Raw genomic sequence first — 14369 nt, 5'->3', positions numbered from 1 at the left:
TTGGGGAAGTAATGAAATCAGAGAACCTGTCTACCGGGAATACGTTAGTTGATAATGAACTGGACATTCGCGGCTTAGTTTGCACGCTGTGGCGTGGTAAGCCCTGGATCATCGCTATTGCCGTGCTGTTTAGCGTTACGGCGTTACTCTATTCTTATCTGGTAAAACAGGAGTGGAGTGCAACGGCGATTACGGATAAACCGACGGTAAACATGTTGGGCGGGTACTATTCGCAACAACAGTTTCTCCGCAATCTGGATGCGAAATCCTTTGCTGTACCGCAATCGGAGCAGCCATCTATTTCGGCCGATGTTTATGATGAGTTCATCATGCAGCTGGCGGCCTATGATACCCGCCGGGATTTCTGGTTACAGACTGACTATTACAAGCAGCGTCAGGAGGGGGATGTGAAGGCTGATGCCGCCCTGCTGGATGAACTGGTGAATAATATTCAGTTTACGCCGCGTGATGATGCCAAAAAAACCAGTGATACGGTGAAGCTGATGGCGGAAACGCCCGCTGACGCCAATACGTTGCTTCGTCAGTATGTGGTGTTCGCCAGTCAACACGCCGCGGGTCACCTGAATGAAGAAATCACTGGCGCATGGGCGGCCAGAACCATTTTCATCAAGTCGCAGATCAAGCGGCAGGAAGCCGTCGCCAGGGCGATTTACGAACGTGAAATCCGTAGCGTCGAACAGGCGTTGAAAATCGCCCAGCAGCAAGGTATCAGCCGTAGCCAGACTGATACGCCGGCGGATGAGCTGCCTGCGTCAGAAATGTTTTTACTGGGAAGGCCGATGTTGCAGGCGCGTCTGGAGTCTTTGCAAGCCAGCGGGCCGCACTATGATCTCGATTACGATCAAAATCGCGCCATGCTAACCACTCTGAATGTCGGGCCCACGCTTGACGCCAGTTTCCAGACCTACCGCTACCTGCGTACACCGGAAGAACCGGTGAAGCGCGATAGCCCGCGTCGTGCCTTTCTGATGGTGATGTGGGGAGCGATCGGTGCGTTAGTGGGCGCGGGTTTTGCTTTGGTACGCCGTCCACGTCAACCGGCTCGCTGATTGACGTCCGATTCGCAGTAAAAGTCTGCGTCTAACCTGATTAAAGAGATTCACTGTGAAAGTGTTGACTGTTTTCGGCACCCGGCCGGAGGCCATTAAAATGGCTCCGTTGGTTCATGCCCTGGCTCAGGATGAAGCCTTTGAATCGAGAATTTGCGTAACAGCCCAGCATCGGGAGATGCTGGATCAGGTGCTGCGTTTGTTCAATATTTCGCCAGATTACGATCTGAATATCATGCAGCCGGGACAGAGCCTCAGTGAGATCTCCTGCCGCATTCTGACAGGGCTCGAGCCCGTTATGACTGAATTTAAACCCGATTTGGTGCTGGTGCATGGTGATACCACCACGACGCTGACCACCAGTCTGGCTGCGTTTTATCAACGCATTCCCGTTGGACATGTGGAGGCCGGGCTGCGTACCGGAAATCTCTATTCCCCCTGGCCGGAAGAAGCGAACCGTAAGCTGACCGGGCACCTGGCCATGTACCATTTTGCGCCAACGGAAAATGCCCGTCAGAATTTACTGCGTGAGCATTTGTCGGATCGACATATTGTCGTCACCGGGAATACGGTCATTGATGCGTTGTTCTGGGTACGGGATCGCATCGTCAGTGATGCGGACTTGTGTCGCCGTCTGGATGAGCAGTACGCTTTTCTGGATGCGACCAAAAAGCTGATCCTGGTCACCGGACACCGGCGTGAAAGTTTTGGCGGCGGTTTCGAACGTATTTGCAGCGCGCTGGCCGATATCGCCAGACGGCATCCGGATGTGCAGATTGTTTATCCGGTACACCTTAATCCTAACGTCAGTGAGCCGGTCAACCGCATCCTGAGTGGCATTAACAATGTGATGTTGATTGCGCCACAGGACTATCTGCCATTTGTTTATCTGATGAATCGTTCGTATGTGATTCTGACCGATTCCGGCGGGATTCAGGAGGAAGCCCCCTCGTTAGGTAAGCCGGTGTTGGTCATGCGTGAAACTACCGAGCGTCCCGAGGCGGTGGAGGCCGGTACGGTAAGATTGGTGGGGACTGACGTGGCGAAAATCGTAGATGCCGTTTCCCTGCTTTTGACTGATGAAAATGAATACCAGACGATGAGTCGTGCACATAACCCCTATGGCGATGGTCAGGCCTGCCAGCGTATTGTTGAAGCGTTGAAAAGCGCGCGCCTGCCCATGCATGAGTAAGCGTCCCGCAGGGGCGAACCAGATTGATCCCGCCATAAAAAATTTCCGGGAGAAATTTTCAACGTCGCTTGCGACGGCCGAAGGGGGCGGGCAGGATAGCCCGCCATACAAAAATATCAGGTGACATTATGAGTTTTGACACAATCTCCGTTATTGGACTGGGATATATCGGATTACCGACCGCAGCGGCATTTGCGTCTCGTAAAAAGAATGTGGTGGGTATTGATGTAAATAAGCAGGCGGTGGACACCATTAACCGGGGTGAAATTCACATCGTCGAGCCCGATCTGGATACGCTGGTAAAAGTGGCAGTAGAGCATGGCTATCTACGCGCCTTTAATAAACCCGTTGCGGCGGATGCGTTTCTGATTGCGGTACCCACCCCGTTTAAAGGCGATCATGAACCGGATATGGCTTATGTACAGGCTGCGGCGGAGTCGATTGCTCCCGTTCTTAAAAAAGGCGATTTGGTCATTCTGGAATCGACTTCGCCTGTCGGCGCAACGGAGCAGATGGCTGAATGGCTGGCTCAGGTTCGCCCCGATCTAACCTTCCCACAGCAGGCGGGAGACGCCGCCGACATCAATATTGCCTACTGTCCCGAACGCGTTTTACCGGGGCAGGTCGTGGTCGAACTGATTAAAAACGATCGGGTCATTGGCGGTATGACGCCGGTGTGCTCCGCACGAGCCAGTGAACTGTACAAAATCTTCCTTGAAGGTGAGTGTGTAATCACTAACTCTCGCACGGCCGAGATGTGCAAGCTGACGGAAAATAGCTTCCGTGATGTCAACATTGCGTTTGCCAATGAGCTGTCGCTGATTTGCGCCGAGCAAAACATTAACGTATGGGAACTTATCCGATTGGCAAACCGCCATCCCCGCGTCAATATTCTGCAACCCGGCCCTGGTGTGGGCGGGCACTGCATTGCCGTTGATCCGTGGTTTATTGTGGCCCAGAACCCGCAGCAGGCGAGACTGATTCATACGGCCAGGCTGGTGAATGATGGCAAACCGCTATGGGTTGTCGATCGGGTTAAAGCGGCGGTGGCGGATTACCTGGCACAGACTGACAAACGCGCCAGCGAAGTCACGATCGCCTGTTTTGGTCTGGCGTTTAAGCCGGACATTGACGACCTGCGCGAAAGCCCTGCAGTGGAAATTACGGCAATGATCGCGCAGTGGCATGCGGGCGCCACGCTGGCGGTAGAGCCTAATGTGAAACAACTGCCTGTTGCGCTGGCGGGGCACGTACAGTTGGTCGATACGGCGTCGGCGTTACGGGATGCGGATGTCCTGGTGATGCTGGTTGATCACCGCCAGTTCAAAGCCGTTAACCCCGAAGACGTTAAACAAGATTGGGTTATTGATACAAAAGGAGTGTGGCGTTGAAACGTATTTTAATTACCGGCGGAGCCGGATTTATTGGTTCAGCGTTGGTAAGGCACGTTCTGACCGAGACACCGGACAGTGTGGTGGTGGTGGACAAACTTACCTACGCAGGCAATCTGTCCTCTTTGGCGCCGATCGCGGACAGCGCCCGTTTTGCTTTTGAGCAGGTAGATATTTGCGATCGTGCGGCGCTCGATCGGGTGTTTGCCGAATATCAGCCAGCGATGGTGATGCATCTGGCCGCGGAAAGTCACGTCGATCGCTCTATTGATGGCCCGGCGGCGTTCATCGAAACCAATATAGTGGGTACTTACAATCTGTTAGAGGCCGCACGTCATTACTGGCAAGGTATGGAAGCCGCAGCAAAAGCGGCGTTCCGCTTTCACCATATCTCGACCGATGAAGTGTTCGGCGATTTGCACGGTACCGATGACCTGTTCACGGAAACGACGCCTTATGCGCCAAGCAGCCCTTACTCCGCGTCTAAAGCATCCAGCGATCATCTGGTGCGTGCCTGGCTACGTACCTACGGTTTGCCGACCATTATCACTAACTGTTCCAACAACTATGGTCCCTATCATTTCCCTGAGAAACTGATCCCGCTGATAATTCTGAATGCGGTTGCGGGTAAGCCGCTGCCGGTTTATGGCGATGGAGCCCAGATCCGTGACTGGCTGTTCGTCGAAGATCACGCTCGTGCGCTCTATAAAGTCGTGACGGAAGGTATCGTTGGGGAAACTTATAACATCGGTGGTCATAACGAACGTAAGAACATCGAAGTCGTTCAGACGATCTGTGAGCTGTTGGAAGAACTGGCTCCCAACAAACCCGCGGGCGTGCAGCGCTACCGTGACTTAATAACCTATGTGAAAGATCGCCCCGGTCATGACATGCGTTACGCCATTGATGCCGGTAAAATTGAGCGTGAATTGGGCTGGCGTCCACAGGAAACGTTTGAAACCGGCATGAGAAAAACCGTCAACTGGTATCTGAATAATGAATCCTGGTGGCGCAGCGTACAGGATGGCTCCTATACCGGCGAGCGTTTGGGGCTGAACGACTGATCGGCGCGGGTTTATACAAGAATAAGGAGCGGATATGAAAAATTCTGACTTCATTGTGACGGAGGGGAAGCCAACGTCCTCAGATGCGTCTGCGATCCGCGCCACGATTGAACCGCTGAACTGGGAAAGTGAATTTTTCAATCTGGTCAGCGGCAAGCTGAATTTTTCATCCTCCGCGCCCGTCCTGACGCCAGCAGCGTTGACGCGCTATACGCTGACGCAGGCTAAGATACCGGCCGATAATCTGGCGCTGGCGGATGCATTGGCGAATATCGGTTTTCGTCTGGTCGAAGGGGAAGTCGACCTCTGCCTGTCGCTGGACGATGCGCCCGCGACGGCGGTATTACCTCGCTGGCGCGTGGCCGGCAGCGCCGATATCCCGATGCTGCGGCAGGCGGCGGCAAAGGTCTTCTCCCTGAGCCGTTTCCGTTTCCCCTGGTATCAGCCAACGGACAGCGGCCGTTTTTATGCCCGGTGGATAGAAAACGCCGTGCTTGGCACCTTTGATCACCTGTGTCTGTTGGTTGAAAACGAGGCGGGTGTGCCGCAGGGCTGGGTGACGATTCGCCAGCTTGGTGATGGGGAAGCGCGTATCGGGTTACTTGGCGTTTTTCCGGACGTCACCACCCGCGGTGTGGGTGCACAACTGATGGTTCTTGCTGAAATGTGGTGTCGGCAGCAAGGGATACAGCGTTTACGGGTCGCGACACAGGTCGGTAATGTGGCGGCACTTCGTCTTTATCTTCGTCGCGGTGCCCGGGTTGAGGGCACGGCTTATTGGTTATACAGGTGATCACATGATTCCGTTTAATGCGCCTCCGATTGTGGGTACAGAACTCGATTATATGCAGGCTGCCATGAGCAGCGGCAAACTGTGCGGTGACGGTGGTTTTACCCGTCGCTGCCAGCAGTGGCTGGAGCACTATTCCGGTACCAAGAAAGCGCTGTTGACGCCATCCTGTACGGCTTCACTGGAAATGGCGGCAATCCTGCTGGATATCAAACCCGGTGATGAAGTCATCATGCCGAGTTATACCTTTGTTTCGACCGCCAACGCCTTTGTGTTACGCGGCGCCAGAATTGTATTTGTCGATATTCGTCCGGATACCATGAATATCGATGAAACGAAAATCGAAGCGGCGATTACCGATAAAACGCGCGTTATTGTGCCGGTTCACTATGCTGGCGTCGCGTGTGAAATGGACGCCATCATGGCGCTGGCGAAGAAATATGATCTGTTTGTGGTTGAAGATGCCGCACAGGGCGTGATGTCGAGCTACAAGGGGCGTGTATTGGGCTCGATCGGCCATATCGGCTGTTTTAGCTTCCATGAAACCAAGAACTACACCTCCGGCGGAGAAGGTGGAGCGACGCTGATTAATGACTCAAGGCTGATTGAACGGGCGGAAATCGTGCGTGAAAAAGGCACTAACCGCAGTCAGTTTTTCCGTGGACAGGTTGATAAGTATACCTGGCGCGATATTGGCTCCAGCTACCTGATGGCCGATATTCAGGCGGCTTATCTGTGGGCGCAGCTTGAAGCCGCCCGACCGATTAATGAACGCCGTTTACGTCTGTGGCAAAACTATTATGCCGCGTTCAAATCGCTGGCTGATGCCGGCCGCATCACATTGCCGACGGTGCCGGGCAGCTGTATTCACAATGCGCATATGTTTTATATCAAACTGCGCGATGCGGAAGATCGAAGCGCCTTTATCAATTATATGAAAGAAGCCGAAATTCTGACGGTCTTTCATTATATTCCGCTGCACGATTGTCCTGCCGGGCTGAATTTTGGACATTTTGTCGGCGAAAATCGTTATACCACGCAGGAAAGTGAACGTCTGGTACGTCTGCCGCTGTTCTACAACCTGCCTGACGTCAATCAGCGTACGGTAATCAATACCGCCCTGAGCTTCTTCTCCTGATATGTCGTTAGCGAAAGCGTCAATCTGGACGGCGGGCTCCACGCTGATAAAAATCGGCGCGGGGCTGATAGTCGTCAAACTGTTGGCGGTGGCATTCGGGCCCAGCGGGGTTGGGCAGGCGGGTAATTTCCGCCAGCTTATTACCGTGCTGGGTGTTCTGTCTGGCGCCGGTATTTTTAACGGCGTGACCAAGTACGTTGCGGAATATCACCAGCAGCCGGACCGATTAACGCCCTTGCTTGGCACCGCCGTCGTGCTGGTTCTGGGATTTTCCACGCTGCTGGCTGCGGTATTTCTGTTTGCCTCGCGTCCTATCGCTAACGCGCTGTTTGGACACGATGAATATCGGGATGTGGTGCGGGCGCTGGCTTTTATCCAGATGGGCATCGCCTATGCCAACCTGTTTCTGGCAATACTGAAAGGTTACCGTGATGCTGTCGGGAATGCGCTGGCCGTCATCAGCGGCAGCCTGATTGGCCTGGCTGCCTATTGGCTGTGCTTTTCGCTGGGCGGATACCGTGGCGCGTTGGCCGGGCTGGCATTGGTGCCAGCGCTGGTGGTTTTACCGGCGGGCTGGCTGATGTTGCGGCGTACACCGCTCTCGCTGTCGTTGTTGAAACCATCCTGGGACAAGGCGATTGCGGGTCATCTCGGCAAGTTCACGCTGATGGCGCTGATGACCGCCGTGACGCTGCCCGTTGCGTATATCATGATGCGTAACCTGTTGGCGGAACACTACAGCTGGGACGATGTCGGTATCTGGCAAGGCGTCAGCAGTATTTCTGATGCTTATCTGCAATTTATTACCGCATCGTTCACCGTTTATCTGCTACCGACGCTCTCACGCCTGACGGATAAAACGGCATTGGCGCAGGAAATCGTCCGGTCGTTGAAGTTTGTACTGCCCGTGGTGGCTGCGGTCAGTTTTGGTGTCTGGCTGTTGCGTGATTTTGCTATCTGGCTGTTGTTTTCCAGCCAGTTTACCGCGATGAGAGACTTGTTCGCCTGGCAACTGGTGGGCGATGTAATGAAAGTAGGCGCTTACGTATTTGGTTATCTGGTGATAGCCAAAGCTGCGTTGCGTTTTTATCTGCTGACGGAGGTGAGCCAGTTTCTGCTGCTTACCGGGTTTGCGCACTGGCTGATCCCCCGACATGGCGCATTGGGTGCGGCGCAGGCGTATATGGCAACGTATCTGGTCTATTTTTTGCTTTGTTGTAGCGTATTCATTATTTACCGTAGGCGAGCATGACGACACTGATTCATGTCCTGGGATCTGATATCCCACACCATAACCAGACCGTTTTACGTTTCTTTAATGATGTTCTGGCGAATGAATTGCCGCAACAACAGGTGGGACATTTTATGGTGGCGACGCGCGGCGCGTTGCCGCTGGCGGATTTTCCGGCCCTTGATATTGAAACGTATGCGGATAAAAAGACGCTGGCTCAGGCGGTGATGACGAAAGCAAAGGCCGATCGGAATACGCGTTTTTTTCTGCACGGGCAATTTAATCCCACGCTGTGGCTGGCGCTGCTGAGCGGTAACATCAAGCCGGCACAGGTTTATTGGCACGTCTGGGGCGCTGATTTGTACGAAGAAGACAGTGGTTTGAAGTATCGCTTGTTTTATCTGCTGCGGCGTCTGGCGCAAAAGCGGATCGGACACGTCTTTGCGACGCAGGGCGATTTAGCGTGGTATCAGCAGCGATATCCTCACGTACCCACATCGTTGCTTTATTTCCCGACGCGAATGGATCCCGCGTTGACGGGCATAGAGGCGGACAAGCCGCTGGCGGGGCCGCTGACTATTCTGGTCGGTAATTCCGGCGATCGCACCAATCGTCACCAGGAAGCGTTGCGCGCCATTCATAAGCAGTTCGGCACTAATGTTCGGGTGATCGTGCCGATGGGCTATCCGGCAAATAACGCATCCTACATTGCGCAGGTTGAGGAAGAAGGGTTGGCGCTGTTCGGCGTGAAACATTTTCAGCTATTGAAAGATCAGCTGGCGTTTGATGATTATCTGAATATGCTGCGCACCTGCGATTTAGGTTACTTTATTTTTGACCGTCAACAGGGTATCGGTACGCTGTGCCTGCTGATTCAGTTTGGCGTGCCTTTTGTCATTAGCCGGAAGAACCCTTTCTGGCAGGATTTGGCGCAGCAGCATCTGCCGGTGCTGTTTTACGGTGATAATCTGGATGAAGCGCTGGTTCGTGAAGCTCAGCGTCAGTTGATATCCGTTGATAAGCATCAAATCGCGTTCTTTAACCCTAACTATCTGCAAGGTTGGCGGCAGGCTCTGGCGCTGGCGGCGGGAGAACCAACATGACGCTGGGACAATTTGGTGGCCTGTTCGTGGTTTACCTTATTTCGGTCATTTTTATTCTGACGCTGACCTGGCAGGAGTTTCGTCGTGTTCGTTTTAACTTCAATGTCTTGTTTTCGCTGCTTTATCTGTTGACGTTCTATTTCGGTTTTCCGTTCACCTGCGTATTGATCTTCCGTTTTGGCGTTGAGGTGGTGCCCGTCCCGTATTTACTGCAGGCGCTGCTTTCCGCGACGGCGTTTTACGCTATTTACTATGTCAGTTATAAAACCCGCCTGCGCAGGAAAACGAGCGTTATACGTCCGCCTTTTCTTACCATGAACCGGGTGGAAACGAATCTGACCTGGGTGTTGCTGGCGCTGATCGCGATAGCGACGGTGGGGATGTTCTTCCTCAACAACGGTTTTCTGCTGTTCAAACTGCGTTCTTACAGTCAGATCTTTTCCAGTGAAGTCTCCGGTGTGGCATTGAAGCGCTTTTTCTATTTCTTTATTCCGGCCATGCTGGTGGTGTATTTCCTGCGTCAGACGCAGCGGGCCTGGCTGCTGTTTCTTATCGGGACCGTGGCATTTGGCATGCTGACTTATGTCATCGTCGGAGGGACGCGGGCGAATGTGATTATTGCTTTCGCGCTGTTCCTGTTTATTGGCATCGTGCGGGGCTGGATAACGCTGTGGATGCTGGCGGCGGCAGGGATGTTCGGCGTGGTGGGCATGTTCTGGCTGGCGCTTAAGCGCTACGGCATGGATGTCAGCGGTGATGAAGCGTTTTATACCTTTCTGTACCTGACTCGCGATACGTTCTCTCCGTGGGAGAATCTGGCGTTATTGTGGCAGAATTACGATAAAATCGATTTTCAGGGACTTGCGCCTATCGTGCGTGATTTCTACGTGTATATTCCTTCCTGGCTGTGGCCTGAACGCCCGAATCTGGTATTGAACAGCGCTAACTACTTTACCTGGGAAGTATTGAATAACCATTCCGGACTGGCAATTTCTCCAACGTTATTAGGCTCACTGGTGGTGATGGGCGGGGTGCTGTTCATTCCGCTGGGTGCGATTGCCGTTGGATTGATTATCAAATGGTTCGACTGGGTTTATGAACTGGGCAAAAACGACAGTAATCGATACAAGGCGGCCGTTCTGCAAGCGTTCTGCTTTGGGGCGGTGTTTAATATCATCGTATTGACGCGTGAAGGGGTTGATGCGTTTGTTTCACGCGTCGTGTTTTTCTGCCTCATCTTTGGCCTTTGTCTGCTGGTGGCCAAATTGCTGTATTGGCTGCTGGAAAGTGCAGGTTTAATCAGGCAGCGCCTGTTGCGCTCCCGGCCACAGGTTACGCCGTCAACCACGCCGCCGGCCACACCCACGCGCAGCGTGCCGTAAAGGATTGAGAATGGAAGAAAAAGCAGTTATCCCTCAGTATTCGATCCGTGGTTTAGCTATCCACGGATTTCGTCACATGGCGCAATTTGTTGACTATCTGTTTGCCGATCGACGGGTAAAAACCGGTACGCTGGTGGCCATTAACGCCGAAAAAGTCTTAACGGCCGAGAAAGATATCGCCCTGCGCGCATTGCTGGAAAAGGCGGAATACAAATATGCGGACGGGATCAGTATTGTTCGCTCGATTCGCCGCAAATATCCGCAGGCTGATGTGAGCCGTATTGCGGGCGCCGATTTGTGGGAAGCGCTGATGCAGCGTGCCGGCCGGGAAGGGACGCCGGTTTTCTTGGTCGGGGGTAAGCCGGACGTATTGACCCAAACAGAAGCAAAGCTTCGGGCTCAGTGGAACGTCAATATTGTCGGTAGTCAAAATGGTTATTTCGCCCCGGCAGAGCGCGATGCGCTGTTTGAGCGTATTCGTGCCAGCGGCGCACAGATTGTCACCGTGGCGATGGGATCGCCCCGGCAGGAAATTCTGATGCGCGATTGCCGTAGTCACTACCCTGACGCTTTATACATGGGCGTGGGGGGCACCTACGATGTCTTTACCGGACATGTGAAACGCGCGCCGCTGGCCTGGCAAAATCTGGGGCTGGAATGGCTCTATCGTCTGGTCTCCCAGCCGAGCCGTATTTTCCGGCAGCTGAAGCTATTGAAGTATCTTGCCTATCATTACAGCGGCCGTTTGTAGTTTTTCTTCAACTGGAGCGACAATCGCTCGCTCCAACCTTCTTCCTTAGCATATAAAACTAGCTTTTTATGCTTATTCGGTTTTACTTGCCTGTTTGCCAATCGATAAGAGATACAGAATTCTATCTGTCTGTTGATGCCGTCATACCTGATATGTCATTCCAACTCATATTACGGTATCTTCACGGCCGCTGATTTTAGGGAGTGCGCAGGGATTACGGTTGTGCATTGGGTGGCTGATAACAACAAAAACCGGCAGCAGCCGGGAGAAACACAACATAGTAAAGACAGAGGATTTATGGCAGAAGATGTAAAACAGGAAAAGCTCCATCGAGGCTTGGAAGCACGGCATATTGAGCTGATTGCGTTGGGAGGCACGATCGGTGTCGGGCTATTTATGGGGGCGGCCAGTGCGCTGAAATGGGCAGGGCCATCGGTCCTGCTGGCGTATATTGTCGCGGGGATATTCGTTTTCTTTATCATGCGCTCCATGGGCGAGATGCTGTATCTGGAGCCTGTTGCGGGCTCTTTTGCAGTGTATGCCCACAAATATATGAATCCCTTTTTCGGCTATCTCACCGCGTGGGGTTACTGGTTCATGTGGATGGCGGTCGGAATTTCCGAAATCACGGCGATTGGGGTGTATGTTCAGTACTGGTTCCCCGAATTGCCGCAATGGATACCGGCGATTGCGGCGGTTGCGCTTGTCGCAGGGGCAAATCTTGCGGCGGTACGGCTGTATGGTGAAATCGAGTTCTGGTTCGCGATGATTAAAATTACGACCATTATTGCGATGATCGTGGTCGGATTGGGCGTAATTTTCTTCGGTTTCGGTAACCACGGGCAGGCGACCGGTTTTACCAATTTGACCGCGCACGGAGGTTTCCTTGCCGGTGGCTGGAAAGGTTTGCTGTTTGCGCTGTGTCTGGTGGTCGCGTCTTATCAGGGCGTTGAGCTGGTCGGGATCACGGCGGGGGAAGCCAAAAATCCACAGGTAACGCTGAAACGCGCCATCAATAATATTTTATGGCGCATACTGATTTTCTACGTGGGGGCGATTTTTGTCATCGTGACCATCTTCCCGTGGAATGAAATCGGTACGTCTGGTAGCCCATTCGTTTTAACCTTCGCGAAAATTGGCATTACCGCCGCGGCGGGGATTATTAATTTTGTTGTCTTAACGGCGGCGCTATCCGGTTGCAATAGCGGTATGTACAGCTGTGGGCGTATGCTTTATTCACTGGCTAATAACCGCCAACTGCCGGCATGGTTGGGTAAAGTGACGGTTAGCGGCGTTCCGGCGACGGGGGTGGCGATATCCATTCTCTGCCTGATGGCGGGATCGTTGCTGAACTACATCATCCCTAATCCAGAGAAGGTATTTGTTTATGTGTATAGCGCCAGCGTGCTGCCGGGCATGGTGCCGTGGTTTGTGGTGCTGATTAGCCAACTGCGTTTTCGTGAACAGCATCGCGCGGCTTTGGTGAACCATCCATTCAAATCGATCCTTTTCCCCTGGGTGAACTATTTGACGATGGCGTTTTTACTGTGTGTTCTGGTAGGAATGTACATAAATATTGATACGCGAATGTCATTAATTGTCGGTATGGCGTTTTTAGCGCTTGTTAGCCTTTGCTATTTTGCGCTGGGACTGGGTAAAAAAACGGCGATAATCGGGGTGAAATCGTAGTTTTTTGGGGAGGGGAAAACGGATTTGTACGTTATTTAACTCGAAATGAGCAAAGCATAAGCAAACACGTCATTTCGATAAAAAAGCACTAGACAGGCACTCGTTAAATCCGTAGTATCCCCTCCCGCAACGGCGCTAAGCGCCCGTAGCTCAGCTGGATAGAGCGCTGCCCTCCGGAGGCAGAGGTCTCAGGTTCGAATCCTGTCGGGCGCACCACTAAGTTGTGTGCAAGAGCTGCGGTGGTACAATTACCCCGTAAAGGAAGTACCGCGTAACAAATAGTACGTAAAGGTAGTAAAGCGTGGTTTATGGTGGCTATAGCTCAGTTGGTAGAGCCCTGGATTGTGATTCCAGTTGTCGTGGGTTCGAGTCCCATTAGCCACCCCAGATTCAAGTTTGTGATTTATGGTTATGCGAAGGTGGCGGACTTGGTAGACGCGCTAGCTTCAGGTGTTAGTGTCTTAACGGACGTGAGGGTTTAAGTCCCTCTCTTCGCACCACACAAACGATAAGCGTCAGTGATGCTTAAGCAATAAAGCAGTATATTCGGCGAGTAGCGCAGCTTGGTAGCGCAACTGGTTTGGGACCAGTGGGTCGGAGGTTCGAATCCTCTCTCGCCGACCAATTTTAAAAAAAGCACATCGAAAGATGTGCTTTTTTTTCGCCAGTATTATCCAAATTGATATTAAATCGCCAGGGGCGCTATTTGTTGTCCCTGGCGATTTAATCGTTTCGTTAATTAATTAGCCACGACATCATCACTACCGAAATATTGCTCTGCCAACGTTTTCAGCTGACCGTTTTGGTGTAATACATTGAGTTTTTCATTAAAGCCGGCGAGGAGTTTGTCTCCCTCAGGCGTTTTGGCAAAGGGGAAGCTGACTATTTCATTGGACAGCGGTTCGCCAACCAGTTTGAGCGGCAATTGATGTTTATTGATTTCCGCTAATAAGATCGGGCGGGAATTCACATAGCCTTGCACTCTATTGTTTATCACATCACTGACGGCGGCATCACGCGTTTCATAGGTCCGAATGGTGATGCTGTTATCAGGAAAGGCATTACGCAAGTTGGTGAGGTGCGTCGATCCTAATACGCCCGAAATGGTTTTACCTTTTAAATCGGCTATCGACTGGATATTTTCATTTTTTACGCTGGTGACGATTTGCGATGCATAATTTAAATAGGCATCGGAAAAATTGTATTTTTTCTGGCGCTCGGTTGTTTTGACGAAATTATTTGCGATGGTGTCAAGTTTGCCCGCTTCTAATTGGCCCAATAACCCACTGAAATCGGCCGTTGTCCATTGGATCTTGTATCCTAATTCCTTGGCAATGGCTTCCGCGACATCAACGTCGTAACCGACCAATTTATTATTTTCCTTATAAGAGCCGGGGAAACTTTGTCCGGTGGTGCCGATACGCAAGATATTTTCCTGGTCGGTGGAAGCGGAATTATCACACCCGGTGAGCGCGACGGATATCCCTATCGCAAATAGTATGGTTTTTAGGCCGGTGGAGAATGTTTTTTTCATGGTGGTGTTCCTGTCTGAAATTAAATGGGACACC

At 52.3% G+C, this 14369-nt stretch carries 12 protein-coding genes and 4 tRNA genes; 15 read left to right on the top strand and 1 reads right to left on the bottom strand.

From position 1 onward, the window contains the following. Positions 1-11 precede the first annotated feature (11 nt). The 15 genes from wzzE to B4923_RS13280 all read left to right on the top strand — a co-directional run bounded on the left by wzzE (position 12) and on the right by B4923_RS13280 (position 13425). Positions 12-1070, top strand: coding sequence for an ECA polysaccharide chain length modulation protein (gene wzzE / locus B4923_RS13350; RefSeq protein ID WP_109054853.1), 1059 nt, complete (start codon positions 12-14; stop codon positions 1068-1070). 55 nt (positions 1071-1125) lie between these two features. After that, a complete protein-coding gene (gene wecB, locus B4923_RS13345) occupies positions 1126-2262 on the top strand; it encodes a non-hydrolyzing UDP-N-acetylglucosamine 2-epimerase (RefSeq protein ID WP_109054852.1) in 1137 nt (378 codons plus the stop codon). 128 nt (positions 2263-2390) lie between these two features. Beyond that, positions 2391-3653: a UDP-N-acetyl-D-mannosamine dehydrogenase gene (wecC, locus tag B4923_RS13340; RefSeq protein WP_109054851.1), complete on the top strand. Its 1263-nt coding sequence runs from the start codon at positions 2391-2393 to the stop codon at positions 3651-3653. Further along, the gene (gene rffG / locus B4923_RS13335; protein ID WP_109054850.1) at positions 3650-4717 is read left to right on the top strand and encodes a dTDP-glucose 4,6-dehydratase; all 1068 of its coding nucleotides are present in this window, start codon (positions 3650-3652) and stop codon (positions 4715-4717) included. Before wecC ends, rffG begins: the two co-directional genes overlap by 4 nt. A 34-nt stretch (positions 4718-4751) precedes the next feature. Then, positions 4752-5510 (top strand): dTDP-4-amino-4,6-dideoxy-D-galactose acyltransferase, encoded by a 759-nt coding sequence (rffC, locus tag B4923_RS13330; protein ID WP_109054849.1) that lies wholly within the window; start codon positions 4752-4754, stop codon positions 5508-5510. 4 nt (positions 5511-5514) lie between these two features. Then, positions 5515-6645, top strand: a complete 1131-nt coding sequence (rffA, locus tag B4923_RS13325; protein ID WP_109054848.1) for a dTDP-4-amino-4,6-dideoxygalactose transaminase — start codon at positions 5515-5517, stop codon at positions 6643-6645. A 1-nt stretch (position 6646) separates the two neighbouring features. Beyond that, entirely contained in the window at positions 6647-7897 is a 1251-nt protein-coding gene (gene wzxE, locus B4923_RS13320; RefSeq protein WP_109054847.1) for a lipid III flippase WzxE, read from the top strand. Further along, on the top strand, positions 7894-8979 hold the full coding sequence (locus tag B4923_RS13315) for a TDP-N-acetylfucosamine:lipid II N-acetylfucosaminyltransferase (protein WP_109054846.1): 1086 nt from the start codon (positions 7894-7896) through the stop codon (positions 8977-8979). The genes wzxE and B4923_RS13315 overlap by 4 nt, the downstream gene beginning before the upstream one ends. After that, positions 8976-10361: an ECA oligosaccharide polymerase gene (gene wzyE / locus B4923_RS13310; RefSeq protein ID WP_109054845.1), complete on the top strand. Its 1386-nt coding sequence runs from the start codon at positions 8976-8978 to the stop codon at positions 10359-10361. Before B4923_RS13315 ends, wzyE begins: the two co-directional genes overlap by 4 nt. A gap of 10 nt (positions 10362-10371) precedes the next feature. Next, entirely contained in the window at positions 10372-11112 is a 741-nt protein-coding gene (wecG, locus tag B4923_RS13305) for a lipopolysaccharide N-acetylmannosaminouronosyltransferase (RefSeq protein ID WP_109054844.1), read from the top strand. A 297-nt stretch (positions 11113-11409) separates the two neighbouring features. Continuing rightward, a complete protein-coding gene (thrP, locus tag B4923_RS13300; protein ID WP_109054877.1) occupies positions 11410-12801 on the top strand; it encodes a bifunctional threonine/serine APC transporter ThrP in 1392 nt (463 codons plus the stop codon). A 139-nt stretch (positions 12802-12940) separates the two neighbouring features. Next, a tRNA-Arg gene (locus B4923_RS13295) sits at positions 12941-13017 on the top strand. Between the two features lie 95 nt (positions 13018-13112). After that, positions 13113-13188, top strand: a tRNA-His gene (locus B4923_RS13290). A gap of 26 nt (positions 13189-13214) precedes the next feature. Then, a tRNA-Leu gene (locus B4923_RS13285) sits at positions 13215-13301 on the top strand. Positions 13302-13348: 47 nt separating this feature from the next. Next, positions 13349-13425: transfer RNA gene (locus B4923_RS13280), tRNA-Pro, on the top strand. 115 nt (positions 13426-13540) lie between these two features. On the opposite strand, the gene B4923_RS13275 is transcribed toward B4923_RS13280, so the two are convergent. Next, positions 13541-14335: a transporter substrate-binding domain-containing protein gene (locus B4923_RS13275; protein ID WP_109054843.1), complete on the bottom strand. Its 795-nt coding sequence runs from the start codon at positions 14333-14335 to the stop codon at positions 13541-13543. Between the last annotated feature and the right edge of the window lie 34 nt (positions 14336-14369).

The organism is Brenneria roseae subsp. americana, assembly GCF_003115815.1.
Lineage (GTDB): Bacteria > Pseudomonadota > Gammaproteobacteria > Enterobacterales > Enterobacteriaceae > Brenneria > Brenneria roseae.
The sequence above is the reverse complement of the archived record's forward strand: the minus strand, read 5'-3'. Positions and strand labels throughout refer to the sequence as shown.

Excerpts from the sequence above, each read along its gene's own strand:
- wzzE (WP_109054853.1), top strand. The coding sequence starts at position 12 with ATGAAATCAGAGAACCTGTCTACCGGGAATACGTTAGTTGATAATGAA.
- wecC (WP_109054851.1), top strand. The coding sequence starts at position 2,391 with ATGAGTTTTGACACAATCTCCGTTATTGGACTGGGATATATCGGATTA.
- rffC (WP_109054849.1), top strand. The coding sequence starts at position 4,752 with ATGAAAAATTCTGACTTCATTGTGACGGAGGGGAAGCCAACGTCCTCA.
- rffA (WP_109054848.1), top strand. The coding sequence starts at position 5,515 with ATGATTCCGTTTAATGCGCCTCCGATTGTGGGTACAGAACTCGATTAT.
- wzxE (WP_109054847.1), top strand. The coding sequence starts at position 6,647 with ATGTCGTTAGCGAAAGCGTCAATCTGGACGGCGGGCTCCACGCTGATA.
- B4923_RS13315 (WP_109054846.1), top strand. The coding sequence starts at position 7,894 with ATGACGACACTGATTCATGTCCTGGGATCTGATATCCCACACCATAAC.
- wzyE (WP_109054845.1), top strand. The coding sequence starts at position 8,976 with ATGACGCTGGGACAATTTGGTGGCCTGTTCGTGGTTTACCTTATTTCG.
- wecG (WP_109054844.1), top strand. The coding sequence starts at position 10,372 with ATGGAAGAAAAAGCAGTTATCCCTCAGTATTCGATCCGTGGTTTAGCT.
- thrP (WP_109054877.1), top strand. The coding sequence starts at position 11,410 with ATGGCAGAAGATGTAAAACAGGAAAAGCTCCATCGAGGCTTGGAAGCA.
- B4923_RS13275 (WP_109054843.1), bottom strand. The coding sequence starts at position 14,335 with ATGAAAAAAACATTCTCCACCGGCCTAAAAACCATACTATTTGCGATA.